Origin of the sequence: Mesorhizobium sp. M1A.T.Ca.IN.004.03.1.1 (assembly GCF_003997555.1) — a bacterium.
GTDB lineage: Bacteria > Pseudomonadota > Alphaproteobacteria > Rhizobiales > Rhizobiaceae > Mesorhizobium.
The window spans coordinates 1-258 of record NZ_RZTV01000582.1 but is presented as its reverse complement, the minus strand read 5'-3'; the positions used below and the strand labels follow the sequence as shown (position 1 = coordinate 258).

Below are 258 nucleotides of genomic sequence, written 5' to 3'. Positions count from 1 at the left end.
TATGCCGCCGTGGTGAAGGCGCCGGCGGATGCTCAGTGGCATCCGATGGCTGAGGAAGTCATCACCCGCTACGTCGAGGCCGGCTGCCTGCGATCGCTCAACGAGGATTTCGCCGAGGCATCCCGGCGCGAGCAGAGTGCCGAGCTGCTGCTGGAAGAGACCCGCTCGCATGTCGATCAGCAGAATCCAGGCCGTAACACTTACAAGTCGAAGATCGCCGTTGCCCGGAGGAGCCGCCGGGTATGAGCCTTCAAGAAC

1 pseudogene is annotated in these 258 nt (G+C 63.2%); it reads left to right on the top strand.

The window, feature by feature from the left end:
- A pseudogene (locus EOD29_RS32960) lies at positions 1 to 246 on the top strand (hypothetical protein); the annotation flags it as partial.
- Positions 247 to 258: the final 12 nt, after the last annotated feature.